The 22,445-nt window shown below is 38.9% G+C and carries 30 protein-coding genes; all 30 read left to right on the top strand.

Annotation, left to right across the window (positions count from 1 at the left end):
* The first annotated feature begins 25 nt into the window (after positions 1 to 25).
* The 30 genes from HHT355_RS09410 (at position 26) to tnpC (ending at position 22,162) form a co-directional block, all read left to right on the top strand.
* The gene (locus HHT355_RS09410) at positions 26 to 328 is read left to right on the top strand and encodes a DUF4315 family protein (protein WP_103203200.1); all 303 of its coding nucleotides are present in this window, start codon (positions 26 to 28) and stop codon (positions 326 to 328) included.
* Positions 312 to 1,487 (top strand): CD1107 family mobile element protein, encoded by a 1,176-nt coding sequence (locus HHT355_RS09405; protein ID WP_158245949.1) that lies wholly within the window; start codon positions 312 to 314, stop codon positions 1,485 to 1,487. The genes HHT355_RS09410 and HHT355_RS09405 overlap by 17 nt, the downstream gene beginning before the upstream one ends.
* 11 nt (positions 1,488 to 1,498) lie before the next feature.
* Positions 1,499 to 1,660: a hypothetical protein gene (locus HHT355_RS13655; protein ID WP_158245948.1), complete on the top strand. Its 162-nt coding sequence runs from the start codon at positions 1,499 to 1,501 to the stop codon at positions 1,658 to 1,660.
* Positions 1,650 to 3,995, top strand: coding sequence for a JAB domain-containing protein (locus HHT355_RS09400; protein WP_158245947.1), 2,346 nt, complete (start codon positions 1,650 to 1,652; stop codon positions 3,993 to 3,995). Before HHT355_RS13655 ends, HHT355_RS09400 begins: the two co-directional genes overlap by 11 nt.
* A complete protein-coding gene (locus tag HHT355_RS09395; RefSeq protein ID WP_242967642.1) occupies positions 3,992 to 4,333 on the top strand; it encodes a hypothetical protein in 342 nt (113 codons plus the stop codon). Before HHT355_RS09400 ends, HHT355_RS09395 begins: the two co-directional genes overlap by 4 nt.
* Complete coding sequence (locus tag HHT355_RS09390) at positions 4,314 to 5,102, top strand: FAD-dependent thymidylate synthase (RefSeq protein ID WP_103203197.1); 789 nt, start codon at positions 4,314 to 4,316, stop codon at positions 5,100 to 5,102. The genes HHT355_RS09395 and HHT355_RS09390 overlap by 20 nt, the downstream gene beginning before the upstream one ends.
* Positions 5,083 to 5,487, top strand: coding sequence for a dUTP diphosphatase (locus HHT355_RS09385; RefSeq protein ID WP_103203196.1), 405 nt, complete (start codon positions 5,083 to 5,085; stop codon positions 5,485 to 5,487). Before HHT355_RS09390 ends, HHT355_RS09385 begins: the two co-directional genes overlap by 20 nt.
* Positions 5,488 to 5,497: 10 nt before the next feature.
* A complete protein-coding gene (locus HHT355_RS09380; RefSeq protein WP_103203195.1) occupies positions 5,498 to 7,597 on the top strand; it encodes a DNA topoisomerase 3 in 2,100 nt (699 codons plus the stop codon).
* A 9-nt stretch (positions 7,598 to 7,606) separates the two neighbouring features.
* The gene (locus tag HHT355_RS09375; RefSeq protein WP_103203194.1) at positions 7,607 to 7,936 is read left to right on the top strand and encodes a DUF4316 domain-containing protein; all 330 of its coding nucleotides are present in this window, start codon (positions 7,607 to 7,609) and stop codon (positions 7,934 to 7,936) included.
* The gene (locus HHT355_RS09370; protein ID WP_103203193.1) at positions 7,929 to 8,258 is read left to right on the top strand and encodes a plasmid mobilization protein; all 330 of its coding nucleotides are present in this window, start codon (positions 7,929 to 7,931) and stop codon (positions 8,256 to 8,258) included. The genes HHT355_RS09375 and HHT355_RS09370 overlap by 8 nt, the downstream gene beginning before the upstream one ends.
* A 16-nt stretch (positions 8,259 to 8,274) precedes the next feature.
* Positions 8,275 to 9,678: a relaxase/mobilization nuclease domain-containing protein gene (locus HHT355_RS09365; RefSeq protein ID WP_103203192.1), complete on the top strand. Its 1,404-nt coding sequence runs from the start codon at positions 8,275 to 8,277 to the stop codon at positions 9,676 to 9,678.
* 176 nt (positions 9,679 to 9,854) lie between these two features.
* Positions 9,855 to 10,379: a nucleotidyltransferase domain-containing protein gene (locus tag HHT355_RS09360; protein ID WP_158245946.1), complete on the top strand. Its 525-nt coding sequence runs from the start codon at positions 9,855 to 9,857 to the stop codon at positions 10,377 to 10,379.
* A gap of 118 nt (positions 10,380 to 10,497) precedes the next feature.
* Complete coding sequence (locus HHT355_RS09355) at positions 10,498 to 10,641, top strand: MerR family transcriptional regulator (protein ID WP_103203190.1); 144 nt, start codon at positions 10,498 to 10,500, stop codon at positions 10,639 to 10,641.
* A 68-nt stretch (positions 10,642 to 10,709) separates the two neighbouring features.
* A complete protein-coding gene (locus tag HHT355_RS09350) occupies positions 10,710 to 11,123 on the top strand; it encodes a hypothetical protein (RefSeq protein WP_103203189.1) in 414 nt (137 codons plus the stop codon).
* Positions 11,124 to 11,157: 34 nt separating this feature from the next.
* The gene (locus HHT355_RS09345; RefSeq protein WP_103203188.1) at positions 11,158 to 11,376 is read left to right on the top strand and encodes a hypothetical protein; all 219 of its coding nucleotides are present in this window, start codon (positions 11,158 to 11,160) and stop codon (positions 11,374 to 11,376) included.
* A gap of 20 nt (positions 11,377 to 11,396) precedes the next feature.
* Positions 11,397 to 12,143, top strand: coding sequence for a hypothetical protein (locus HHT355_RS09340; protein ID WP_103203187.1), 747 nt, complete (start codon positions 11,397 to 11,399; stop codon positions 12,141 to 12,143).
* A 27-nt stretch (positions 12,144 to 12,170) separates the two neighbouring features.
* Positions 12,171 to 13,445: an MBL fold metallo-hydrolase gene (locus HHT355_RS09335; RefSeq protein ID WP_103203186.1), complete on the top strand. Its 1,275-nt coding sequence runs from the start codon at positions 12,171 to 12,173 to the stop codon at positions 13,443 to 13,445.
* Between the two features lie 28 nt (positions 13,446 to 13,473).
* Entirely contained in the window at positions 13,474 to 14,466 is a 993-nt protein-coding gene (locus HHT355_RS09330; protein ID WP_103203185.1) for a hypothetical protein, read from the top strand.
* 164 nt (positions 14,467 to 14,630) lie between these two features.
* Entirely contained in the window at positions 14,631 to 14,981 is a 351-nt protein-coding gene (locus tag HHT355_RS09325; protein WP_146039185.1) for a hypothetical protein, read from the top strand.
* 560 nt (positions 14,982 to 15,541) lie between these two features.
* The gene (locus HHT355_RS09320; RefSeq protein ID WP_103203183.1) at positions 15,542 to 15,970 is read left to right on the top strand and encodes a recombinase family protein; all 429 of its coding nucleotides are present in this window, start codon (positions 15,542 to 15,544) and stop codon (positions 15,968 to 15,970) included.
* 11 nt (positions 15,971 to 15,981) lie between these two features.
* Positions 15,982 to 16,173 (top strand): hypothetical protein, encoded by a 192-nt coding sequence (locus tag HHT355_RS09315; protein WP_146039184.1) that lies wholly within the window; start codon positions 15,982 to 15,984, stop codon positions 16,171 to 16,173.
* Entirely contained in the window at positions 16,163 to 16,372 is a 210-nt protein-coding gene (locus HHT355_RS09310) for a helix-turn-helix domain-containing protein (RefSeq protein WP_103203181.1), read from the top strand. Before HHT355_RS09315 ends, HHT355_RS09310 begins: the two co-directional genes overlap by 11 nt.
* 93 nt (positions 16,373 to 16,465) lie before the next feature.
* Positions 16,466 to 17,173 (top strand): LytR/AlgR family response regulator transcription factor, encoded by a 708-nt coding sequence (locus HHT355_RS09305; protein ID WP_103203180.1) that lies wholly within the window; start codon positions 16,466 to 16,468, stop codon positions 17,171 to 17,173.
* The gene (locus tag HHT355_RS09300) at positions 17,163 to 17,699 is read left to right on the top strand and encodes a hypothetical protein (RefSeq protein WP_103203179.1); all 537 of its coding nucleotides are present in this window, start codon (positions 17,163 to 17,165) and stop codon (positions 17,697 to 17,699) included. The genes HHT355_RS09305 and HHT355_RS09300 overlap by 11 nt, the downstream gene beginning before the upstream one ends.
* A gap of 32 nt (positions 17,700 to 17,731) precedes the next feature.
* Entirely contained in the window at positions 17,732 to 17,977 is a 246-nt protein-coding gene (locus HHT355_RS09295) for a hypothetical protein (RefSeq protein ID WP_146039183.1), read from the top strand.
* Positions 17,978 to 17,998: 21 nt separating this feature from the next.
* Complete coding sequence (locus HHT355_RS09290) at positions 17,999 to 18,466, top strand: ATP-binding protein (protein WP_103203177.1); 468 nt, start codon at positions 17,999 to 18,001, stop codon at positions 18,464 to 18,466.
* A gap of 324 nt (positions 18,467 to 18,790) precedes the next feature.
* Entirely contained in the window at positions 18,791 to 19,351 is a 561-nt protein-coding gene (locus tag HHT355_RS09285; RefSeq protein WP_103203176.1) for a PBECR4 domain-containing protein, read from the top strand.
* A gap of 220 nt (positions 19,352 to 19,571) precedes the next feature.
* A complete protein-coding gene (gene tnpA, locus HHT355_RS09280; protein ID WP_103203175.1) occupies positions 19,572 to 19,916 on the top strand; it encodes an IS66 family insertion sequence element accessory protein TnpA in 345 nt (114 codons plus the stop codon).
* Complete coding sequence (gene tnpB, locus HHT355_RS09275) at positions 19,909 to 20,268, top strand: IS66 family insertion sequence element accessory protein TnpB (protein ID WP_103203174.1); 360 nt, start codon at positions 19,909 to 19,911, stop codon at positions 20,266 to 20,268. The genes tnpA and tnpB overlap by 8 nt, the downstream gene beginning before the upstream one ends.
* A gap of 286 nt (positions 20,269 to 20,554) precedes the next feature.
* On the top strand, positions 20,555 to 22,162 hold the full coding sequence (gene tnpC / locus HHT355_RS09270) for an IS66 family transposase (RefSeq protein ID WP_103203173.1): 1,608 nt from the start codon (positions 20,555 to 20,557) through the stop codon (positions 22,160 to 22,162).
* Positions 22,163 to 22,445: the final 283 nt, after the last annotated feature.

Here is a 22,445-nt window from a genome sequence, read left to right as displayed (position 1 = left end):
TTTTGCTTTGGAAGGAGGCAGTTTTATGTATGAGAAATTAGATAAGCTTCGTGCAGAACTTAGCAAAGCGAAACAGCGTAGGGCAGAAGCAGATGCTAAGGTAAAGCAGTTGGAGCAGAAGTTGAAGGATGCGGAAAATACGCAGATTCTTGCGGATGTAGGAGCCTTAAAGCTAACACCGGAGCAGTTGGCACAGTTTTTGGAGATAGCCACCAGCGGACAATTAGTAACTTCGGAGCCTGTGGTTGTAAAGGGTTCTGTAGAGGTAAAAGAGGATATTGAAAATGATGATATGGAAAGTGAGGACTTTGATGATGAAGAGATGTAAGATAGGTAAAAAGATTAGTGGAGTGATTACTCTTGTAATGGCTTTTGTGATTGGTGTAACACCTATGACGGCATTTGCACAGGCAAATCCGGAAGGAAATCAGGTAGTGGTAGAGGAAAGCGTTTCTGATAATTCCGTGGTGGATAAGCAGGTTATTTCTACAATGGAGGATAGTGGGAATGTCACCGTAGATTCTGACGCGAATGTGGATAATGTTGCAGGAGAAGATAATACCACCGAAGTAGCAGACACAGAACTTCCTTATAGCTATACCATAAATGAGGATGGCAGTATCGTGTTTAACTTTAACGGCGAGGAATATGTCTATGGCGAGGAGGAAGACCCTACGGGAACTCTGAAAGAAGATGTGTATCGTCTGAATGTGAGAACCGGAGCCGGTATGGATTATGAGGTTATTGACCAGCTTCGTCCCGGGGAAGAAGTGTCTGTAATTGGTACGGAAGGAAACTGGTACAAAATTGTAGTGCCGGAAAGAACCGGCTACGTGCATAAGGATTATCTGGATATCATTGAGTCTGCCACTAATAAAACAGATGCGGCTCTTTTACAGATGTTCATGCTGATGTTTATGGACTGTATGAATAATCAGAAGCCTGCAAATATGGCTTTGACACCTGACGGCAATATGAACTTAATTGACGATTACGGTTCTGTCACAGGAGCAGGTAAGCAGTTTATTACGCTGACTACCAAGAGTGGAAATTATTTTTATCTTATCATCGACAGGGATGATAATGGTGCGGAGACCGTGCACTTCCTTAACTTAGTGGATGAAGCGGATTTGCTTTCGCTCATGGATGAGGAACAGGCGGCAGAGTATACGGGTGAGAATAAAGAAGATGTAGAACCTACAGTAACACCAGATGAAGAAACTCCTGTAGAGTCTACAAAGGAACCGGTAGAAGAGCCAACCGAGGAACCGGCAAAGGAAAAGAATTCTTCCATGGGCGTTCTGACGTTTATCTTAATTGCTGCTATCGGTGGCGTAGGTGCTTCTATCTTTATCAGGAAGGGTAAGAGCAAAGAAAATACACCAGGTCCTGACCCTGATTTCGATTACAACGAAGATGAGGAGGATTACCTTGCGGAGCTTGATGAAGAGGATGTAGTTGTGGATGAAATCGATGACGAGGAATAGGAGGAAGCGTAATGGCAAGAAAAAGCAGATATGCAAGCTATTATATGGGCGCGTTGGCATCAAAGAATAAAAAGGCAAAGTCCACGAAGTCTTCAATTCTTGGCAGACTGAAGGAATTGAAGGGGCAGGAGTTTGTTGTCAATGTTCCCATAGAGGGAAATGATGCAGAATAAGCCTTTTCACTTGGATAAGGTTGCGATTCGTATGGTAAAGGAGCCTCCGCTTTACAGTGAGGTTCCCATAAACAATCCGCAGGATGCGATAAAATTGATGGCAGATACTCTTTCGGACTATGACCGGGAGGTATTTGCCATTATTAATTTCCGTCCGGATTTAAAACCTATCAATGTGAATTTTGTCAGTATGGGTGCGTTGGATCAGTCGCTGGTGCATCCAAGAGAAGCAATAAAATCCATGGTGCTTAGTAATGCTGCTTCGGTGATGTTGGTCCACAACCACACCACGGGAGCCGTTCACCCGAGCAGAGAAGATGTAGCGGTTACAGACCGTATGTCGCAGCTTTGCAATATGCTTGGAATTAAATTATTGGACCATGTGATAGTAGGTCCGGGCAATGATTATTATTCTTTCAATGAAAGAGGCGTTCTACCGGTACCGAGTTTGAAACTTGAAACAAATATAGACCAGTTAGAATTTGGAGGGATGAAAGTGGCAGAAACAGCAACAATGGAAAAACAGAATGTGAGAGAAGTGAGCTTTGTGGTGGCAGAATGCAGTGAATTTCACAACCTAGGAGAACTTCATAAAAATGTAGGCAGTGTGAAGGAAGCACTTGTTTTGTTTGAGCAGATTCCACCGGAGAGAATGCATGCGATTCCTACTATCGGGATACGAGTTACAGATACCAATCATCCGGAGATTTTTACAGAGATTGATATTATAAGAGGAAATACTATTGATGTGGATATGCTTTCTTGTGTACCTGAGATAACAAGCAATAAAACAGCGCAGTTTGCCATTGCAGAGATGATTCATGCGATGCCGAAGGCTGAAATAATCGGAACGGTGCCGGAGGAGATTCAGAAGAAGGTAAGCGTGATTGAAGCAAAAGAAAAGCAGGCAGAGCAGATGAAAGCCATCACGGATAAGTTAGAGCAGGGAGTGGCAGAAGTGTTTTCCAGTGATAAGTATAAGCAGTTTCTTGATACCATGGCGAAGTTCCCACGCTATTCTGTAAATAACAACATTTTGATTATGATGCAGAAACCGGATGCCCAGATGTGCCAGAGTTTTACCGGATGGAAGGAAATGGGCAGATTTGTGAAGAAGGGGGAAAAGGGCATCAAGATTTTAGCACCGGCACCATATACCATTCAGAGAGAGCAGAATAAACTTGATGACAGAGGAAATCCGATGATGGATAAGGATGGGGAGCCTATCATGGAAAGCGTGGAGATTAAGGTAAATGCTTTTAAGGTGGTAAGTACTTTTGATGTCAGCCAGACTGATGGTAAGGAACTTCCTAGCCTTGGTGTGGATGAACTGACCGGCGGTGTGGATGGGTATGGAACTTTCTTGGAAGCATTAAAAGAGGTTTGTCCGGTGCCTATCACTTTTGAAAATATCGAAGGTGGAGCTAAGGGATTTTATAGCCAGACAGAGAAGCGTATTGCCATTCAGGAAGGTATGAGTGAGGCACAGACTGTAAAAACGGCAATCCATGAAATGGCACACCAGAAGCTTCATGCAATTGAGAATAATGGTCCTAAGCAGTCAAGGAATAGTAAAGAAGTCGAAGCTGAGAGCGTAGCGTACACAGTATGCCATCACTACGGTATTGATACTTCTGACTATTCCTTTTCTTATGTGGCAGGATGGTCCGAAGGAAAGGAAACACCGGAGTTAAAAGCGTCTCTTGATACGATTCGTAAGGCTGCATCGGAGATGATTACTGCTATTGATGAAAAAATGGAGGTTCTGATTCAAGAGAAACAAAAGGATGTGTTTTTAGCATCTGATGTTACCAATCTTAAGGGCATGGATTATCAATATTCGGAAGGAAGTCGTGAAGCGGAGTATAGATTTTCCTGTGAAGTAAAAGGGGAGCCTACGGTTTTGACCTATACGCTTTCACACCACGATGACGGACAAGGGTTTGTGATGCATACGGACAAGAATGATATTTGGGAAAATATGAGCGAGCCAGAGCTTCGTAAGTTGGAGGAAAAAGTGAGCCAAGCGGCAGAAAGTTATCATTGGGAGCGCAGAATTGATGCGATAAAAGAACCTACGGAAGTGGAAGTTGTAAAAGCCGGTTTGTTAGAGCAGGGAACTACCCGAATTGGTGAGGAAAACAGAATGAAGCTAAGGGAAGCCTTAGAGGCAAAGGAGAAAGCAATTCTTGCCCCGAAGCCGGAAAAAGAGAAGGAACGTCCGAAGGAGAAAGCTACCAAGAAAACTTCTGTGAAGACAAAGCTGCAGGAGGGTAAGGAAAAGGTGACAAAAACACCGGCAAAGAAAACAAAGGCGAAGGAGGAGAGAGCATGATTATAAATGAATTTAATGATGTGGTTATCCAGCAGATGGAACGCTGTAAATCTATGCTAATAACTAAGGGAAATGAATATGCACCGGAGGCTATGGATAATGTCGAGATAGACCGATTAGCACATTTCAAAAAGGCAGCTGTCCTAATGAGTACAACGCCAAAGATAGCTCTTATGGGGATGTTGGTAAAGCATTATATTTCCATTTTGGATATGAGCATGGATGATAAGGATTATCCGGTGGAGCAGTGGGATGAGAAAATTACGGACAGCATCAACTATCTGTTAATCCTACGGGCGATTGTAGAGGAGGAGCGACATGAAAAAGATAGAGGTTAAGATTTTAAATCCGGATTCCATTGACCAGGCAGAGAAAATGATGGTGTGTGCTGCTAGATTAACACAGAGAGGTCATCAGATTACCTGTTTAAAGGATTTCATGGACTTGTATGAAAGTTCCTATCAGAGGTCAACGGTGGAGAGACTTGTGAAGTTGCCGCATCCGACCATTCAAAAGTTTGGAATTATTAATGTTGTTATTGTAGGAGCGTCAAGACGATTTCTGGCGCAGATTACAAGACATCAGAATGAAGTGAAGTATATGTCGGCCAGCTTGCAGTACAGCGATTATTCCGGCGTGGATGATTTTGTGGTTCCCTATGACATCATCGGTACGAACCAGGAGGCAGAGTATCTGGTGCAATGTAAAAAGGCGATGGAGAGTTATCAGGAGATTATTAAATCCGGTGTAGATAATGATTCTGCCGGATACTGTGCACCTCAGGGAATGAGAAATATTTTGCTGATTAGTGCCACTCCTTATCAGTGGAAACACATGATTCGTCAAAGGGTATGCAGAAGAAATACCAAGGAAACCAGATATGTGATGCTGAAAATCTGGGAGCAGTTGATGAACCAGAATAGGGAGTTATTTATGGATAGTGGTCCGTTTTGTATGAATGGTGGCTGTGAGGAAGGGAAGATGACCTGCGGAAAATGTATTCCGGTAGACATGTTACCTACGGATATTATCAGGGTGGACTTTCCAAGAATTGCTGATCATTTTGATTTGCAGGAAGGAGTAGCGAATGAAAATACAATTGATTGATTTTGGTGGTAATGCACCTATAAGAGCGCATGTAAATGATGCCGGAGCAGATGTGTTCAGTCCAAGGGATGAAGTGATTCATCCCGGACAGATTTGTAAACTGCCATTAGGATTTGGTCTAAAAATTCCAGATGGGTATGCCGGATATATTTTCCCTAGAAGTGGGCTAAGTGCAAAGGGAATTGTTTGCGAACTGCCACCCATTGATTCGGGATACACCGGAGAAGTGCACGCGATTATTTCTAATGTGAGCAATCGGGATTATGAAATCAAAGAGAATGATAAGGTGGGTCAGCTGATTATTATGCCTGTTGTAATACCTGATTTTACTTTTGAGGAATGGAAAGAAAGAGGTACGGGAGCATTTGGCTCTACCGGCAGATAGGAGGATTTGAATGAAGTTAGTGATTGCAGAAAAGCCATCTGTGGCACAGTCCATTGCAAAGGTTATTGGTGCCACAGAGAGGCAGGATGGATATTTAGAAGGAAACGGATATATCGTAAGCTGGTGTGTTGGGCATCTGGTGGAGCTTGCAGAGCCAGAGTACTATGATGAGAAGTACAGTAAATGGAGATATGAGGATTTGCCGATTTTACCAGAGCAGTGGGAATATCAAGTATCGGAGTCGACCAAGAAGCAGTTTAAGGTGTTGAAGGATTTGATGAAGAGAAGTGATGTTACCAGTCTTGTAGAAGCGACGGACGCAGGACGTGAGGGAGAACTTATTTTTCGTTTGGTGTATCATCAGGCGGGCTGTAATAGGCCGTTTGAGAGACTTTGGATTTCTTCAATGGAAGATAAAGCGATAGAGGAAGGATTTGCTAATCTTAAAAGTGGAAGTGAATATGATGCTTTGTATGAAGCAGCCGTTTGCCGAGAGCGCGCCGACTGGATGGTTGGGATGAACGCTACTCGGCTTTTTTCAACCCTCTATGGCCAGACATTGAATGTAGGTCGAGTAATGACGCCTACGCTTGCAATGCTTGTTACAAGAGAAGCGGAGATTAGCGGATTTAAGTCGGAACCGTTTTATACGATTGCAATTACTGTGGGTGGAGTTAAAGCTATCAGCGAGAGGTATTCCATAAAATCAGAAGCTGAGGATGTTTTGCGGAAAGTAAGAGATGCCGGCAACACAGTTATTCGGAAAAACCGAACAACTGAAAAACAGGAGAAGGCACCACAGCTTTATGACCTTACCAATCTTCAAAGGGATGCCAATAAGATGCTTGGGTTTACGGCACAGCAGACTTTGGATTATGCCCAGAGCCTTTATGAAAAGAAGCTCATTACTTACCCGAGAACGGACAGTAGATTTTTGGCAGAAGATATGGCTGTCAACCTGCCAAAGTTGTCAAATTCCGTGGCGGAGAAATATGGTTACACAAAAAGATTTGAACCTAATTATAAGCAGATCATCAATAACAAGAAGGTAAGCGACCACCATGCAATTATTCCCACAATAAATATCGTGGATGTGAATTATGGAGAGTTGCCAAGTGGAGAGCAGAAGGTGCTGAGTTTGATTTCCTGTAGATTTCTGGTGGGTATGGCGGAGCCATGTGTGGTAAATGAGACGGAGTTGGAATTTGAAGCGGCCGGTGTTGTCTTTAAGGCAAAAGCAAAGCAGGTAGCAAAGAAGGGTTGGCGTGATATTCAGGAGTGGTTTTTCGTAGCAAAGAAAGAAGATACAGCGGATTCAGATGAGGGAAGAATTCTTGATAATCTAAATTTCTTTGAAGAAGGAAAAATACTTCCTGTTAGGGAAACGGAAATAAAAGAGGGTAAGACCTCGCCTAAAAAACATTTTACCGAAGATACGCTACTTAGTGCGATGGAACATGCCAGCGCGGATGAGATGCCGGATGATGCGGAGCATAAAGGAATCGGTACACCTGCAACCAGAGCCGGAACCATTGAGAAGTTGGTTCGCATCGGTTTTGTGGAACGTAGGGGCGATAAGAAAACAAAATATCTAATTCCTACTCATAAGGGAACTGCGTTGATTACGGTTATGCCGGAGGAAATACAGTCAGCCTCCATGACAGCGGATTGGGAAGAGAAACTCATTGATATCGAGAGAAAGAAATATTCTGCGGATGAGTTTATCAGAGAAATCGGTGCCATGATTACGGAGTTGGTGCAGACTTATAAGGTAATTGAGGATGCAGAAGTTTTGATGCATCCGGTAAATGAGCCGCTAGGTCCTTGCCCTTGTTGTGGGAAAAATGTGGTGGAAAAAAGTAAAGGATTCTTCTGTGAGGGCGGAGATTTTGCGTTATGGAAGAATAATCGCTTCTTTAATTCTCTTAGCAAGAAATTAACGAAGCAGGTAGCGGAGAAACTGCTTAAGGATGGCAAAGCGAAGCTAAAGGGTTGCCGCAGTGTGAAGACCGGCAAGACTTATGACTGTGTTGTAAGAATGACAGTGGATGAAATGAAGAGACCGCAGTTTGGTTTGGAGTTTGAAAAAAGAAAAAGTTATGAAAGGTAGGGGAATGTTATGGCAGAAGAGAGAAAAGGTACGTCTATTGAAAAATGGGATGATGTGAATGGACGCTCCGGTGATACGGAAACTTCTGTGGTAGAAAAGACAGACGGCAGTGGAAGAAAAATTGGAGAACGTCTGGGAGAGCAGATGCGCAATATTGAGGATGCCGTCGAGCAGAATAATAATTCTTTGGATGGTGTTATCAATAATCTTCCGGAACAGGAAGATGCAAAGGAGTCTGTGCTAAAGAAATTAAGGGAACGTGAGAAGGCTGTTGACGAGGAACGAGAAAAAAACCAGAAATCCATATGCCCGGTAAAGGACCGGGAGCGTGATGTCTAACCGTGAGAAACAACTTCATTTTTTTGTGAATGAGGAAGAGGATAAAATCATAAAACGAAAAATGAAGGAAGCTGGCATAGAAAGGCTCAGCGTGTATCTGCGAAAGATGGCGATTGAGGGATATATTCTAAAGCTTGATTTGAGTGATTTGAGGGAGGCGGTTCGACTCCTTCGTATCAATAGCAACAACTTAAATCAATATGTAAAAAAGGCAAATGAAATGGGAAAGGTTTATGCGGAGGATATTCAAGATGTTAAACAAAGCCAGGAGGAATTATGGCGTTTGATGAAGGATATTCTAGCACGGCTTTCTGCAATTTAATGAAGGGAGGGAGAGCATGGCTGCAACAAGAATTATACCGATGCACCATAATAAGGGCAAGACAGTAGCGCAGTGTCTTAAGGACAGAATTGATTACGCAGAAAATGGAGAGAAGACAGAGAACGGAGAATTTATAAATTCTTATGCCTGTGACCCGGAGACTGCGGAGGAAGAGTTCATGCTCTCCAAACGAGAATATTTTGAATTGACCGGGAGGACCCCTAAGGGAGATGTGATAGCTTATCAAGTTCGCCAATCTTTCAAGCCGGGAGAGATTACGCCGGAGGAAGCAAATCAGATTGGCTATGAATTGGCAATGAAGCTAACCAAAGGAAATCATGCTTTTATTGTTGCGACACATACGGATCGGGCACATATCCATAATCATATTATCTGGAATTCCACGGACCTAAATTGTACCAGAAAGTTCAGAAATATTATCGGCTCCTTCTTAGTGGTTCAGCACATTAGCGACCAGTTGTGTTTAGAACATGGATTGTCGGTTATCAAACCTAGACCTCGTAAGGAAAGAGAGAAATTTCCAGGACATGCGAAAAGAAAAACTTTGCGCTCCGATGTTTGTGAGGCAATTGACATTGCAATTACCAAGAATCCTAGGAGCTTTGATGAATTACTGCTTTTGTTAGAAGAGGCGGGATATGAGATTAAGCGTGGCAAGCATATTTCCCTTAAGGGCGAAAACCAAAAGCGTTTTGTTCGTATGGATACTCTTGGAACAGGTTATTCGGAATCGGAACTTCGCAGCATCTTTGAAGAAGTGCAAAATGAGAAACAGCGTCCTAAGCCGAAAAAGGAATTTGACTTACTTATCAATATTCAGGAAAAGTTGGCGCAAGGAAAAGGGCGTGGCTATGAGAATTGGGCTAAGGTTTTTAATGTAAAGCAGATAGCGCAGACACTTTTGTTTTTAGAGCAGAATGGTATTCGAGATTATTCTGTACTTGAAGAAAAAGCAAAATCAAGTTCTGCCAGATTTGAAGAATTGAGCGCAACAATTAAATCGGCAGAGAAGAGACTTGCGGAGATTGCAGTTTTGAAAACTCATATCATCAATTATTCTAAGACCAGGGATGTGTATGTTGCTTATCGCAAAAGTGGATATAGCAAGAAGTTTTTTGAAGCGCATCGTGAAGAAATTACTCTTCATAAAGCTGCGAAGGAAGCATTTAGTGCATTACCGGAATCACAGAAAAAGGATGGAAGAATTCCTACAGTAAAACAGCTTAATGAAGAGTATGCGCGTGTGCTTGATAAGAAGAAAAAGGCATACAGTGAATATCGTGAGGCTCGTGAAGAAATGAAAAAGTACACTATGGCAAAACACAATATTGATGAGTTTATGAGAAAATCCGAACAGGAGGAACGAAACCAAAAGAAGAGGAAGGAACTTTCGAGATAGCGCCATTTATGGTGCGTAGTCCTGTCATGAAAATGACAGATCGATGGGGATTGGGGAACACCCCCAACAAGCAGTTGGAGCAAAAACTGTACAGGTTTGCCTTGCTTGCCAATTTGTTTTGAGGTATGAAAATAGGGCTTTTTTGGAAGGGCTTTTTTAAGAAATGGAGGAAAGACATGATTAGTGAAAATGAGGAAGATAGCGCAGTTTATCAAAGCCGAGCTGTATTGGAATTTAAGGCAAAGACGGAGAATTATTTTCAGCCGATTGGTGGAATGAGTGCAACCGAGATTGAGGAATTGGTGGAGGAATATGTTAAGACAAAACTTGCGGAATGTGATTTTGATGCAGAGGTTCTGGACGTAGTAATTTCCGGTAGTCGGTGTCGTGGGTTAGAGGGAAAACACTCTGACCTGGATGTGGTGGTAGAGTATACCAGTGACGAGAGAGAAGATGATATGTTTAATCTGCTTCATGAAGATAAGCTTATAATTGGTGGAGTGAAGGTAGATATTAATCCGATTACAGAGTTCAGAACCGGTACGTTAGAGGAATATCTGCCTGGCGTGGAAAAGTATCTGGAAGAGAAAAGTCAGAAGCTGTCTGTCAGAGAAAAGCTGAAAGAGAAGAAAATTGCAGTGCAAGCATCTGATGAAAATGCGGTTAAAGGCAGTAAGAAGAAAATTGAAAATCAAAGATAAGTGAGTTTATGCGAATGGGCGAGGTTTCAGTCTGTGAAAGGCTGTGACTTCGCCTATTTTTTTATTGCTTTTATTCGTCCCGTGGAATATAATAGTGTGTGATAAAGTGAGGTGTACTATGGGTTATTTAAGTGCGAGTCAAGCGGCAAATAAATGGAATATTTCACAAAGACGAGTTCAAGTATTATGTTCGGAAGGTAGAATCGAAGGAGCGTTTAAAGTAGGAGAAGTATGGGCAATTCCAGATGATGCTCCATTGTAATTGAAAACAAAAATTATCTAGCTGTCAAATACCATGGAAAATGGGGTCTAATTAATACGGATAATGAAGTGGTCATTGATTTTAGATATGAGGACATAGGGAGAGCTAAATTAGAGAAAGGTTCTCCAAAATTTGTTCTGTGTTTTCAGCAGCAAGGGGAGGGGTATTTTAAGATAGGAATTATTTCAACAAAATTAAAAGTTACTGTACCTCCCATTTTAGACTGTTTCCCGGAAAACATTACAGTTCTTGGAGAGAATACTTGTTGGTACTATATTAATAAAGGTGGAAAATGGGGATCTGTTAAAAGCGATGGTACAGTAGTGATGAAAATAGAGCATACAAAGGAAGAAGTGATTAATCAGACAACAAAAGAATGCGGTAATCTGATTTTGGAATACAAGAAACATGAGGATAATGATTTTTGGTTAAGGGATGCAATGCGATCAAAAGAATATGCAGAGTTATTTGAATGGGATTAAGGGGAAAAATACAATAATCAAAGGAGAATGATGAATGGAAGAACTAAACCATCTATATTACAGTAAAAAATCTGACAATGAGAAAGTAAGAAAAATCCAAATGGCTCTAGAAAAAGGATCATCTATTCAATCACTCTATGAGATGGAAATTGAAAAAGATTCTGTGGATAAGATTTTATTGTTTTTACATGAGAAAGAAAATCATTTATATGACGATGATGGTATGGATTTTAATGAATGGTGTAAACGTTGAAACCCAGAGGGAGGACAGCTATGATATTTCATTTGGAAATGCAAGTTTATGTTAATAAATATGGTGATTTGTGTGATAGAGATAGCTTCTATAGTGATGTTTACACAAGTTATGAAATTGCATACGAGAAAGGGATTCAGGAGTTAAATCGTAGAATTATTGAGTTGAAGGAAGCAGATGCACATTATTATGATGAAACAGTCGATACGTTTATAAAAGAAATGATTAATTATAAATTTGTAATTCATGAATTAATTATATTGGAAGAGCAAGAAGAACTAATCAATAAAATGATGAAATTGTGTTTTAAAACCAAAGTTGAGGTTTCAAAGGACACAAATTTATATGAGCTATGCAGAAAACATAGTAGCAGCATTGATTACAAATTTGACTACTTGGGCAATATTATCGAACGTGTGGAATTCAGAGGGATGGGTTATTTTAGAATGCCAAGTGATTATGAAGAAGACGCAGGAATACGGTTTACTGTTGGAGATGTAGTAAGAGTTGTAAAGGAACTGAGCTGTTATCAAGATGATGTAAAATATTTTGTTGTTGCAGATGTTCCTGGAAGATTAAGAGATGCTGAAAATATATTTATGTGGGAAAATGTTTATGCGTTAGATTTTGTAATTATTGAGGAGGGAAAAATTTTAAAAACCTATGATACATTTTTTGAACATCAAATTGAAAAAGTTGAAGATGAAACAATATGCAGGCAATTGAAAAAACTAATATCAGAAGCTGAGTATAAATATAATTTATGAAATTACAGAGTTGGGAGGAGATAAGATATGGCGACAAAAATAATTATCCACCGGGGGACCAATCAAATTGGAGGTTGTGTAACAGAAATTAAAACAGAAAACCATAGGATATTTATTGATTTTGGAGAGGAACTTCCAGGAACTGAAAGTAAAGTACATGATTTGAAAATTGAAGGCTTAAATTATGAAGGAAAAAAGTGTGATGGAGTATTTTTTACACATTATCATGGTGACCACGTGGGAATGTTTCAATCAATACAAATGGATGTTCCATTATATATGGGAGAGTGCGCTAGACAAATCATGCTGACAATTTATGATACGTTAAAAGATAATGCTGCACTTAAAATACTTCGGAATGATAAAAGAATGCATCCGATTGTTGAAAACGTAGTTATTCAATGCGGGGATATTAAAGTGACTCCTTATTCAGTGGATCATTCTGCTTACGATGCCTATATGTTTCTGATTGAGACTAAGGATTTAACAATTCTTCATACTGGTGATTATCGAAATCATGGTTACAGGGGACACAGACTCTTAGATATGATTCATACTTATATCACGAATAATGGAATACGTAAGATAGACGTCCTTATAACAGAGGGAACCATGATGAGCCGTCAGAGTGAAAAAGTAATGACAGAGCTGGAAATGCAACAGATTGCTGCCAATTATTTTAAAGATAATAAGTACATATTTTTACTGTGTTCCTCAACTAACCTGGATAGTTTATGGTCGTTTTATAAAGCGGCAGAAAGAAATGGAATGAGATTTTATGGTAACGGATATGTATATAATCAATTACAGAATTTCATGAAGTATGCTGGAGCTAGGGCAAAGAGTTTGTATCAGTTTAAAACGGTGTATCCAGTTAACTGGAGTTATCCATTGAAGAAGGTTAATATGACACAGGAAGAGTTTATGCGTGAAAAAGGTTTTGTGATTGTAATTAAAGAAGGAGAAAAATACAAAAAGTGGTTGGAGCGGTTTGCAGATTTAAAACCTAAAATAATTTATTCTATGTGGGAAGGATATCTTGAACCAGAGCTGAAAGCGTATAATAAGGAACTTGCGGAATTCCTAAAACCATATGAACCAGAACAATTATACAAATTACATACAAGTGGACATGCTACTACAAAATGTATTGAGGACGTTATTACGACGGTAAATCCACAGAAAGCAATCATTCCAATACATACTGAAAACAGGGACGGATTTGTAGATATCAATATTTCGGATGAATTGAAACAGCGGATTACCTATTTAGAAGATGGTGAAGAATTTATTTCTCAATAAACCAGGTGCATGAAGGGAGAAAAGTCACATGGAATTGGATAAAGAACAGATGAAAAATGATATTATTATGATTACAAAAATAAGCTTGCAAATTGATTATTCAAACAGGACTAAGGTAAAAGAAATCTATGACGCATTAACAGACAGAAAAATTTTAAAGACTAGTATCGGAAACAATTATTTAAAAAGATTAGAAAAATTATATCATGGAGAAAACACAGATCATAAATGTGTTATATGTGGGCAGGAGTCAGGAGACAATCCTATTATTTGTAAAAATTGTTTAAATCGAATTCAAATTGTACGAAACGAAACAGCATCTGGAAAGGAAGAAGTTTCACCTACTGAGGATAAAAAGAATTTGCAGGTAGAAGCAAACAAAGGTATTGAAAATGGTATGAAACTGTTAAGTGAACACATAAAAAATGCCGATAAATTTGTTAGTGATACTGCCAAGGTTGTTAGTGAGAAGTCAAATAAAGTGATCCAAACCGTTAATGAAAAATCAATTGATAAAAATCCTATATCCTCTAAAAATAAAAAATGGATTTGGGTCATTGGTATTTTGTTCGTATGCTATATTATTAGCAAAGCCTTTGGCTTGGATAGTTCGATTAACGAGGATGATATGATAACCTTAATTGGACAGAATGTAAGTGATATAAATAAGCTTTATGGAGAAGGAAAATTATATGATGCCATAAACGCAGTTACATATAGTAATGGGTTAGCAGTTAATTATGATTCAGAAGATACCTTGAAAATCATTTATGTTTCTATTGAAAGCCCGAATAGTGAAACATTGTGTAATATCTCAATTGGTGATACCGTTAATAAAGCAACAGATGAAATGAATAATCTGGAGGCTAAGATAATAGAAGAGAAAGCAGCAGCTGGATATTCGGTAGAAGAGAGAGGCTATAGGGTTTATTCTGTTGATTATGATGGAAAGACAATGATATGCAGTGTGAACTTTCAAGGGGGAGTGGTGACACGTGTTGCGTGTTACGAAAAAGAATAGTAATATGGATTTTTAATAGAAAAATATGTAAGTTAATTGAGCTGTGGAAAGGAGAATTTATATGGATTCTTTTAAAAAAATTGTAGTGACTACGTCATATGACTTTGGGTATCGGATGTTTAGTTTGCTGGAAAAAGGATATATCCTGCTTGAAGTAGATTTTAGTGAAGATAAAGTTATCCAAGTTACATCATGGGGGGTATGATGTAAGTAAAAATGAAAATGTGTTATATGGATGGGTTGTACCGTGCCATAGCTTTGAGATCCTTGATAATGGGAAGCTTTTTATTGAACCATATTATGTGTTTATTTTTGGTGAAGAGACATGTTACTCTTTCGGATTTATGATGGATGAAATTGCACCATCATTAATGGAGGAAGAAAAAAATAAGACAAAAGCTTGGTACATAACGAAAAAAAATAATTGGGGTGTTAGTATGCTGGGAAGCCCTGTTGGGTTGAGTTTCTGTGAAGAATGGGCTAAAGAATTTGTATGGCCTCAAGAGGATGAGTAGGAATGACAACAGTGAATCTGTTAACATTGAAGAGCAATAATTGATTTTATGAATATTATAGCCAGCTAACCACTGGCTTTTTTGTGCAAGTAATTCAAAATATGAGTCATGAATAACTAAGACGTTTATGATACACTTTATAAAAATAGATATCAGAATATTATTAATGAACCGCATTATACGGGAGACGGACTGCATTATGATGGTATGATGCTTGCAAGGAGCATATTAGATATGGGCGCATGGGAAAGATAACCAGTTTCATACTGGCCTTTCTCATGCGTCTATTTTTTGTACATAAATTCATTGTTTAGAGTAGGAGCTATTACCCTTACAAAGATGTTTATTGAGCCAGACAAACGAAAAAGTAGATCTTATTATGAAAATAGAAAGTTTTATAAAAGTAGTCTTTAAAAGATGACAGCGTAAAAAAGATAGTCCTAAGATGAGGAACATGAAAATAAGATTCAAGTTATCATTAATACATGCTTATGAAAAGCATTAACACACGAGAGTGTAGCGCGCAAAGCTCTCCTAAAAAAGAATAGGAGAACAAAACCATGAAGAACAAATTTTTTAATCAGAACACGAAACAGAATTTCAAACAGAACATGAAACAACAGACATTACAAGAGCCAACTGGCAAAGGTGTTATTTTCATCAAATCTCGTAAGTCGGATAACAAGATTCACAATATGGTTTCTAACATATGTGTCCATGCAAAAGAAAGAGATGTTGAGATTGTAGATATCATTGTAGATGAGTCCAGTGGAGTTGATGTTGATCGTAGTGAAGTGGATAGACTTTGGGACTGGGTCGAGAATAGTCCTGTTGGAATCATTTATTTGAAATCAATTTTTGATATCACAAGTAATGAAGATGATTTGGAAAAATTCTTCGCTAGGGCAGAGTACTATGGAATGATTTTAGTAGATATGGAAGCGCATGTGGCATTTGTCCCAGACATGGTTGAGGAGAATGCTGAGTGAGTGGAGAGGAAGTGAACTGCTGGGGGTATCACCTGGCAGTAAGCAGATGTCAATTTATTGATGTTGGATATGGAACCATTGTTTATGACCAATTTGGTCATTTCCTTGGCAAGTATGAAACGGAATCAGCGGCAGTAGAAGAAATTCGTGCGTTAGTAGAAGAACGTGCGGGGAACGGAGGTCTGATTAAAGATGAAATATGATGGATATACAGTTGGACCGAAACTTCGCCAGCTGAGAAAAGATAAGAAATTGTCGCTGTATCGAGTGAGTGAAAAAACGGGATTAAGTCAATCAAGTATTACGCAGGTAGAACAAGGTGGCAGAAACTTGAGTATGAAAATTCTTTATAGAAACAGAAAAACTGCTGTACCCTTGGGGGCACAACAGTTATGTAATTAGTATAAACGATAAGGGGAGGGCAGTCAAATAATTTCAGAAATATTTGACAGCATTTGATTTTACAAGGTTAATTTGTGATAAAGGGGAACTGGAATGTACGAGATTGCTATTTGCGATGATATTCAGCAGATATGTGAGGAAGTCTATAAGCTGGTGTCAGAGGAGCTTTTAAAAAGAGATGTTGACGTTAGGATACATACTTACACTTCAGGGCAGGCATTACTGAGGGCAGGAATTATTTTTGATATCTTATTTCTGGACATTGAGTTGGGACGAGAAAACGGATTGGAGATTGCAAGGGAATATCCATATAAAAAAGAAACGAGAATTATCTTTCTGACTTCCCACATAGAAGAAATGCCGAATGGATATAAGGTGCGGGCATTCCGCTTTCTCACAAAACCAATAGAGCCAGCACATTTTGAAGAAGCATTGTTTTCGGCAATTAGAGATATAGAGCAGGATAAACGATTTACTGTGACAGATGAAGAGGGTGTGCATATCATCCGCTCATCGGAGATATTCTATCTGGAATCACAGCAGCGATCTACTGGGGTTAGGACAAGGGAACGGTTCGCCCGACTGCCATTATCTATTGAAGAAATGAAAAAAGAATTGGATATGACACAGTTCTATTGTCCACACAAAAGCTACATCGTAAATATGGATTTTATCAGAACTATTGACAAGGGAGTGGTCATTTTGAAAAACGATGAAAAAATCAAAATCAGCAGACTTAAAATGAAGGACTTCAAGGAAAAATTTTATGATTATCTTAGGAGCAGAGCGAATGGGTTTTGATTTGTTTTTGTATCATACAATTTGTTGTATGATAGATGTGATAAAAGAATATTTGGTCCTGCGGTATGTCATTGGATTTATGCCAAAAAGAAAGCCTGTTTTTCTCTTTTTCATGTTTTTGATTATTCCGATTGGAATGGCTGTAGCGGGAAGATTTCTTCCAGCAAAATATCTTTCTGTTATGTACCTTCCTCTGATACTGATTGTTATGAGAGTGGTAGTTGGAATCCGATATGTAAAAAGCTTTCTGATGTCAATCATTACCTTTGTATGTATCTGCGAACTGGATTTTTTTGTGGCGGCATTTCTCCAGTTACTTCCGGAAGGTGCAACATATATTACCCTCGATAATATGCGTGCAAGTGCTGTCAGCCTTTTGGTGATATTCCTTGTTGCTGCAGCGTGCAAGTATTATGATGTTACCTTTTATAAAAAGAATATGAAGCACAGGAAAGCATTTGTTGCATTGGAGATATTTGTCTTGTTTATCAATCTTGGTATCATGGGACCTTCTTTGGGATGTTGAGTGAGAGCAGTGCTGGGAGCTATGGAAATCTTATGCTGATTATGGTAATCATTCTGTCCATGTTGTTAAGTGTCATTACGCTGATTTTCTATACAGCGATTATGAATGTGAAGGAGTATCGTGTCCTACATGAGATGAACCAGAAGCAGCTACAGTTGCAGAAAAAGTATTACGAGCAGCTAAGGGAGATTGACCGGGAAACAAGAAAATTTCGACATGACCTGAAAAATCATTTCTTTGTATTATCAGGTTTTTTGCAGGAGGATAAGCAGGATTAGGCAAAGCAATATCTGAAGGAAATGATAGGACAATTTTCGGAGGTACAAAAGATAATCCAGACAGGGAATGATATTATAGATGCCATTTTAAATGAGAAGTTTCAGGAATGTAAGAAAAAGAATATTTCCATGAAGGTAGAGGGAATTATTTATGCCTCGCTTTTAATCAGTGATTATGATATCTGTACGATTTTGGTCAATGCCATGGATAATGCTGTGGAAGCCTGTGAGCGGGTGTTGTCGGATAACAAATGGATTACAGTTTCCATAGGAACCTATCAAGAGTATCTTCATCTGGTTATTAGCAATTCATCAACGGAAAATGTAAATTTGAGGACAAAAAAGGCTGACAGGCGTAATCATGGATTGGGACTGGAGAACCTGCAGGAGTGCGTGGAGAAAAATCAGGGGAAGGTCAGCGTGATGACAGAAGGCGGCAGGTTTGTACTGGATATTTTGGTGAAGGTGGTTGAGGAAAGTGAAAATTGATGGTTGCAATTTTGAAAAAAAAGAATATAATAAAATATACAGATAGATATGAATTAAGCAATTTGAATTGAAAAAGTGCTTGAAATAAGTGAACTTATCTGATATGATTTAATTGTAATAAGAAATGTGAAATTGGTTATAGTATGTATAGGCTTACAGCCTTTCATTTATTGGTGTGTAATGAATAGCCACGCCATCCTTTTCTGTGAGGAATTAAAATATACACAGAATTTGACCTGATTGGGGTAGGAGAACCAATCTGCTATTCAAAAATGGGTTGCGGTTTCCGCAACTCATTTTTTTTACAGAAAGTGGAGAGATGTAATGTGTGAGGATACGAATGATCTGTCTGAGCTGCTGGAAGGATACGAAAGAGACTTATGTAATAAAATTTTCAGATATCAGCTTAACCATAAAATTGATATAAATATTGTATTTTATTTAGAGAATTTTTGCCATTTGCTAGGAATACAACATATATATGGTAAGGAAAAGAAGTATCTGGGTGTAAATGGGTACAACAAGATTAAAAATCAGGAGATAAGCAGAAAAGACCTCAAGAAGCATAATAAGCGGGAATATAATAAGCTTGCAATTAAACTGGATCATTTTCAGGAGATATCTGAAATGTTGAAAGTTGGACAATTTATTAAGTTCTATCAATACAGGACAGTTCCTTATACGACAATAGTAGCGGATTTTATTATTTATCAGGATCAGAAAGAGTACATATTACATTTGTTTCTAAATAAGGAAAATGAATCCTCTAATCAATACAGTCCAATTTCATTTATTGTGAAAAGTTGTAAAGACAGGAACAAAGAGCAATATATCAGAGGACAGGAATACAAAAAAATTACATCATTTGAAATAATCGAAAAGTAAAATGGTATATCAGTTTTTATACTGGTGTACTTTTTTTATGTCTTTTTATCAATGGGAAATCTTCCTAGAACCAATCAACATCTATAAAAGTGCAAAAATCCTTACTTTTATTTACTGTTAAAAAGTAAACGGTAAATCATAAGTACCTCGCATTGAGTTAGCTTTTTTGAGATAATAACTATGTCAAAAAAACTAATAGTTTTTTGGAGGTACTTAGTTTATGGATAAAATCTCTCATGAAATGCGACTTGCTCAGTGGACATCTATTATACGCGAATGTAACAACAGTGGTATGCCAAAGAAGTCATGGATGGAAATCAACAACATCAATGAGAAACAGTTTTATTATTGGCAGCGCCGAATAAGACTTGAAGCAGTACAGGACTTACAGTCAAGCCTTTCATCTAATACAACCTTCGTGGAACTTCCGGCACCGGTTGCTGCCTGCAAGCAAGATAATCAACCGGATGCTGTCCTTCGAATAGGAAACAATACACTTGAGATTCACAATTCCTTAACTCCGATATTGCTTAAGACTATCCTGCAGGTGATGATACATGCTTAATGATGCCACCGGATTTCAGAAAGTTTATATTGCCTGTGGTTACACAGATCTTAGATTAGGAATTGATGGGCTTGCCGGACTTATTAAAGAACATTTTCGACTTGACCCGTTTGTTCCAAAGACCTTGTTTCTCTTTTGCGGAAGACGCTCAGACCGTATAAAGGGGCTGGTCTGGGAAGAAGATGGATTTCTTTTGTTGGTAAAAAGGCTTGAGGCAGGCCGGTTTCAATGGCCAAGAGCAAGTAACGATGCAGCAAATATTACACCGGAACAATATACCTGGTTAATGCAAGGACTTGCAATAGAACAGAAAAAAGTAATTCCAAAAGTAAAACCTGCCTCTCCATTATAAGTTTTGTGCAATACGCAGAAAATAAAAAACTTATCTGAGACTTACTATCTCATCCATGGCACTGTTATCCACATCCATTCAACATATCCTGACTATATCACTCAAAACATATTTGTTAATGGGATGGATAGTGGATAACCTTTCAAAATATCCTTCTTTTTCTTTAATTTTTCAACCATTTAAGTATATATTACCTTCGTCATTATGACGAAGCGATTCTGTAGTAAAATTCGCTTTTTCGCGTGCTTTAGTGTATAATGGGAACATAACAAATGCGGAGGTTCCCATGGCAATGAAATATACAGAAGACGAACTGAATAAATGCAGTAAAAAGGTTTTAATCAGCCTTTTTCTTGCCATGCAGGAACAAATGGAACAGCTTAACCGAAACATGGAACTTCTTACTGAACAAGTCGCCATTGCTAATCAGAAACGATTTGGCCGTTCATCTGAAAAGCTTGAGATTGATGGCCAGCTGACTATGAAGGAATGCTTTAACGAAGCAGAGGTAACGAAAGATACAGCCGGTATTATAATAGAACCGGAAATGGAAGAAGTCTGTCCAAAACCTTACAGACGCAAAAAGCAGAAAGGGAAACGGGAAGCCGACCTGCATGATATTGAAACAGAGATAATAACACACGAGCTTTCCGAAGAGCAGCTTAATAAACTCTTTGGAGAGAATGGGTGGAAGCGGCTTCCGGATGAGATCTATAAACGACTTCAGTTTACCCCTGCATCGTTCAAGGCAGAAGAACACCATGTAGCTGTATATGCCGGTAAAGATAATCAGACGATAATCAAAGCAGACCGACCGGTAGATCTGCTTCGAAACAGTATAGTAACACCAACATTAGAAGCAGCTATTATGAATTCAAAATATGTAAATGCCATTCCTCTGTACCGTTTGGAACAGGAATTCGCGAGAAATGATGTTCATATCTCGCGCCAGGTCATGGCAAACTGGACAATTCTTTGCGCTGAAAGATATTTGTCTTTATTGTATGACTATCTGCATAAAGAATTATATAAATGGCCTGTAATACATGCAGATGAAACTCCGGTTCTGGTAAACAAAGACGGACGAAGTGCCGGTTCCAAAAGTTATATGTGGGTGTACAGGACCGGAGAAATGTGTAATGCACCACCCATCATACTATATGAATATCAGAAAACCCGTAATACATCTCATCCACGGGAATTTCTCAAAGATTATAAAGGGACCTGTGTTACGGACGGCTATCAGGTTTATCATACATTAGAAAAAGAGCGTGAAGACCTGAAAATCGCAGGTTGTTGGTCTCATGCCAGAAGGAGATTCGCTGATGTTATAAAAGCCCTGGGCAATGATAAGGCAAAGGATACACTTGCCTGGCAGGCACTGAAACAGGTCGGCGCTATCTACCGGATCGAAGAAGAATTGGCAACGCTCACTCCAAAGGAGCGAATGAAACGGCGTCAGCTCAGTGTTAAGCCACTGGTGGAGGCCTTCTTTGCATGGATTCGGGAGAACCAGAATAAGGTTCCACCAAAATCAGAGACAGGAAAGGGATTTACTTACTGTCTTAACCAGGAACAGTATCTGAAAATCTTTCTTGAAGATGGTATGGTCCCGGCTGATAACAATGCGGCTGAACAGGCAATCCGAGGATTCTGTATCGGTAAAGTCAACTGGCATATGATAGATACAATCAATGGAGCCAAGGCAAGTGCTGTTATATACAGCATTGCAGAGACTGCAAAGGCTAACAACCTAAAACCCTATAATTATTTCGAATATCTGCTTACAGAGATTCCAAAGCATCAGGAAGAGACCAGCCTGGATTTCCTTGCAGAGTTACTGCCATGGTCAGAATCATTACCACAAGAATGTCGAAAGCCGAAAAATAAATAGTAGATAATAAATGCCGCCAGCAATGGCGGCATAAATTTTAGACTAGTACTCATGATTTACCGTTTACGTTAAAAAAACAACCATTTATGGTGAATCCCTGATATAATAAAGTTCTCACACAAAATGACATCAAGGGAGCCGCACATAAATGTTTATGAACTCAATTATATCAAATGATTTATCTTTAGACAACTTTTTTAAGCAATTAAAATACGATTTGTACTTAACTAAACCACAATATCTCCATTTGAAAAGTATTTTGAATTCTATGGTTACTATAATG

It is taken from the genome of Herbinix hemicellulosilytica, from assembly GCF_002904165.1.
In the GTDB taxonomy this organism is placed as follows: Bacteria; Bacillota; Clostridia; order Lachnospirales; family Lachnospiraceae; genus Mobilitalea; species Mobilitalea hemicellulosilytica.
The sequence above is the reverse complement of the archived record's forward strand: the minus strand, read 5'-3'. Positions and strand labels throughout refer to the sequence as shown.

Coding starts and splice junctions, on each gene's coding strand:
- HHT355_RS09410 (WP_103203200.1), top strand. CDS start 26: ATGTATGAGAAATTAGATAAGCTTCGTGCAGAACTTAGCAAAGCGAAA.
- HHT355_RS09405 (WP_158245949.1), top strand. CDS start 312: ATGATGAAGAGATGTAAGATAGGTAAAAAGATTAGTGGAGTGATTACT.
- HHT355_RS13655 (WP_158245948.1), top strand. CDS start 1,499: ATGGCAAGAAAAAGCAGATATGCAAGCTATTATATGGGCGCGTTGGCA.
- HHT355_RS09400 (WP_158245947.1), top strand. CDS start 1,650: ATGCAGAATAAGCCTTTTCACTTGGATAAGGTTGCGATTCGTATGGTA.
- HHT355_RS09395 (WP_242967642.1), top strand. CDS start 3,992: ATGATTATAAATGAATTTAATGATGTGGTTATCCAGCAGATGGAACGC.
- HHT355_RS09390 (WP_103203197.1), top strand. CDS start 4,314: ATGAAAAAGATAGAGGTTAAGATTTTAAATCCGGATTCCATTGACCAG.
- HHT355_RS09385 (WP_103203196.1), top strand. CDS start 5,083: ATGAAAATACAATTGATTGATTTTGGTGGTAATGCACCTATAAGAGCG.
- HHT355_RS09380 (WP_103203195.1), top strand. CDS start 5,498: ATGAAGTTAGTGATTGCAGAAAAGCCATCTGTGGCACAGTCCATTGCA.
- HHT355_RS09375 (WP_103203194.1), top strand. CDS start 7,607: ATGGCAGAAGAGAGAAAAGGTACGTCTATTGAAAAATGGGATGATGTG.
- HHT355_RS09370 (WP_103203193.1), top strand. CDS start 7,929: ATGTCTAACCGTGAGAAACAACTTCATTTTTTTGTGAATGAGGAAGAG.
- HHT355_RS09365 (WP_103203192.1), top strand. CDS start 8,275: ATGGCTGCAACAAGAATTATACCGATGCACCATAATAAGGGCAAGACA.
- HHT355_RS09360 (WP_158245946.1), top strand. CDS start 9,855: ATGATTAGTGAAAATGAGGAAGATAGCGCAGTTTATCAAAGCCGAGCT.
- HHT355_RS09355 (WP_103203190.1), top strand. CDS start 10,498: ATGGGTTATTTAAGTGCGAGTCAAGCGGCAAATAAATGGAATATTTCA.
- HHT355_RS09345 (WP_103203188.1), top strand. CDS start 11,158: ATGGAAGAACTAAACCATCTATATTACAGTAAAAAATCTGACAATGAG.
- HHT355_RS09340 (WP_103203187.1), top strand. CDS start 11,397: ATGATATTTCATTTGGAAATGCAAGTTTATGTTAATAAATATGGTGAT.
- HHT355_RS09335 (WP_103203186.1), top strand. CDS start 12,171: ATGGCGACAAAAATAATTATCCACCGGGGGACCAATCAAATTGGAGGT.
- HHT355_RS09330 (WP_103203185.1), top strand. CDS start 13,474: ATGGAATTGGATAAAGAACAGATGAAAAATGATATTATTATGATTACA.
- HHT355_RS09320 (WP_103203183.1), top strand. CDS start 15,542: ATGAAGAACAAATTTTTTAATCAGAACACGAAACAGAATTTCAAACAG.
- HHT355_RS09310 (WP_103203181.1), top strand. CDS start 16,163: ATGAAATATGATGGATATACAGTTGGACCGAAACTTCGCCAGCTGAGA.
- HHT355_RS09305 (WP_103203180.1), top strand. CDS start 16,466: ATGTACGAGATTGCTATTTGCGATGATATTCAGCAGATATGTGAGGAA.
- HHT355_RS09300 (WP_103203179.1), top strand. CDS start 17,163: ATGGGTTTTGATTTGTTTTTGTATCATACAATTTGTTGTATGATAGAT.
- HHT355_RS09295 (WP_146039183.1), top strand. CDS start 17,732: ATGCTGATTATGGTAATCATTCTGTCCATGTTGTTAAGTGTCATTACG.
- HHT355_RS09290 (WP_103203177.1), top strand. CDS start 17,999: ATGATAGGACAATTTTCGGAGGTACAAAAGATAATCCAGACAGGGAAT.
- HHT355_RS09285 (WP_103203176.1), top strand. CDS start 18,791: ATGTGTGAGGATACGAATGATCTGTCTGAGCTGCTGGAAGGATACGAA.
- tnpA (WP_103203175.1), top strand. CDS start 19,572: ATGGATAAAATCTCTCATGAAATGCGACTTGCTCAGTGGACATCTATT.
- tnpB (WP_103203174.1), top strand. CDS start 19,909: ATGCTTAATGATGCCACCGGATTTCAGAAAGTTTATATTGCCTGTGGT.
- tnpC (WP_103203173.1), top strand. CDS start 20,555: ATGGCAATGAAATATACAGAAGACGAACTGAATAAATGCAGTAAAAAG.